1 protein-coding gene and 1 pseudogene are annotated in these 1,800 nt (G+C 69.7%); both read left to right on the top strand.

The annotated features are described in order from the left end of the window. The first annotated feature begins 121 nt into the window (after nt 1-121). Nucleotides 122-1,504: an NAD(P)H-hydrate dehydratase gene (locus RMO81_RS12585; RefSeq protein ID WP_310476237.1), complete on the top strand. Its 1,383-nt coding sequence runs from the start codon at nt 122-124 to the stop codon at nt 1,502-1,504. Then, nucleotides 1,501-1,800 (top strand): annotated as a pseudogene (locus tag RMO81_RS12580) (class I SAM-dependent RNA methyltransferase); the annotation flags it as partial. The gene RMO81_RS12585 and the pseudogene RMO81_RS12580, both read left to right, overlap by 4 nt.

Here is a 1,800-nt window from a genome sequence, read left to right as displayed (position 1 = left end):
GATGATTTCGTTCAACAAATCGGCCAGTTCGGCCGCATCTTGCGCATGGACAGGGCGGATGGTGAGGGAAGTGGTCATCACCGGCCTTGTGCCCAGCCTTCTGCTTTGTGACAAGGCGCGCATGTTCATCATCGATTCTGGGCTGCCGCTCGTCACGTCTGCTGCCATGCGCAGTGCCGAAGCCGCAGCGATTGCCGCGGGCACCCCGGCGCTCACCCTGATGGAGCGCGCCGCGACAGGCGCTGCGCGGGCGATATTGGCCTTTGCGCCGGCCAGACGGGCGACCGTGCTGTGCGGGCCGGGCAACAATGGCGGCGATGGTTACGGTATCGCATTGGCGCTGGCGGAAGCCGGCGTCGCTGTGACCGTGGCCGCAGATGCGGCGCCGGTGGCCGAACCTGCGGCAACCATGGCCGGGCGCTGGACCGGCAAGACGGTCCCGCTGGTCGAAGCGCCGGCCGCGCCGCTGATTGTCGACGCCCTGTTTGGCGTTGGCCTCAGCCGCCCCTTGCCCGACAGCGCGCAGGCGGCGCTGGACCGGGTGCGGGGGCAGGGCCGGGTGGTCGCCATCGACATCGTCTCCGGGCTGGGGGCTGACAGTGGGCGCGCGCTGGGCCGGGTGCTGCCGGCGGAGTTGACCATCACCTTTGGCGCCGCCAAGCCGGGGCACATATTGGGCGAAGGCGCGTTCGTGTCTGGCCGGTTGGCGGTGGTGGATATCGGCATTGCCATCGATACGCCGCTGGCTTTCACGGCACGGCCGCGATTGCTTGGGCCAGTCCGCGATACGCACAAATATGGGCGCGGCTGGGTGATGGTGGTGGAAGGCACGCCGGGCCATGGCGGCGCGTCGGGCCTGGCCGGTCTGGCGGCGTTGCGCACCGGCGCCGGACTGGTCACCCTGGCCGGTGAAGGCGGCGTGATGCCCGCGCTCGCGCTGATGCGCCGCAATGATGAGGAAGCGGCGGCACTGCTCACCGATCAGCGGCTGGGCGCGGTGGTGATTGGCCCGGGGATGCAGGCCGATGTGCGGGCGCGAGGCTGGCTGAAGCGGTTGAGCTGGGCGGGTAAATCGCTGGTGATTGATGCCGGGGCGCTGCGCCTGCTGCCGCGCGGGCCAATTGGTGCGCCGGCGGTGCTCACGCCGCATGAAGGGGAGTTCGAGCAGCTGTTTGGCCCGGTTGGCGATGATCGGCTGGGCGCCGTGCTGGCGGCGGCGCGCATCAGTGATGCGGTGGTGGTGCTGAAGGGCGCGGCGACGATCATTGCAGCGCCCGATGGCCGCGCGGCGATCAATGCCCATGCCAGCCCCTATCTTGCCACCGCCGGTTCCGGCGACGTGCTGGCCGGCATGATCGCTGCGCTGATCGCGCAGGGCCTGCCTTTGTTCGAAGCGGCGCAAGCGGCGGCGTGGCTGCACGGGGAGGCCGGGCTGCGGCTTGGGCCGGGCGGCATCGCCGATGATCTCGTCGCCGGCCTGCCGGCCGTGCTGAAATCGCTGTGACCGATATCCACCCCATCGTGCGGCTGGCGGCGCGGGGAGATGGCGTCAGCGATGATGGCCGCTTCGTGCCGCTGGCGGCGGTGGGCGACACGGTGGATTTCAGCCACACGCCGCCGCTTATATTGCCCGGCCCGCATCATGCCGCGCCGGCCTGCGCCCATTATCCCGATTGCGGCGGCTGCCAGATGCAGCACATGGATGATGCGGCCTATGCCGATTTTGTCATCGACCGGCTGGGTCGTGTGGTGGCGTTGCCGTCTGATGTGCGCCCAATCGCCCTGTCACCGCCGCGCAGC

Source organism: Sandarakinorhabdus sp. (genome assembly GCF_031422795.1).
In the GTDB taxonomy this organism is placed as follows: domain Bacteria; phylum Pseudomonadota; class Alphaproteobacteria; order Sphingomonadales; family Sphingomonadaceae; genus Sandarakinorhabdus.
The sequence above is the reverse complement of the archived record's forward strand: the minus strand, read 5'-3'. Positions and strand labels throughout refer to the sequence as shown.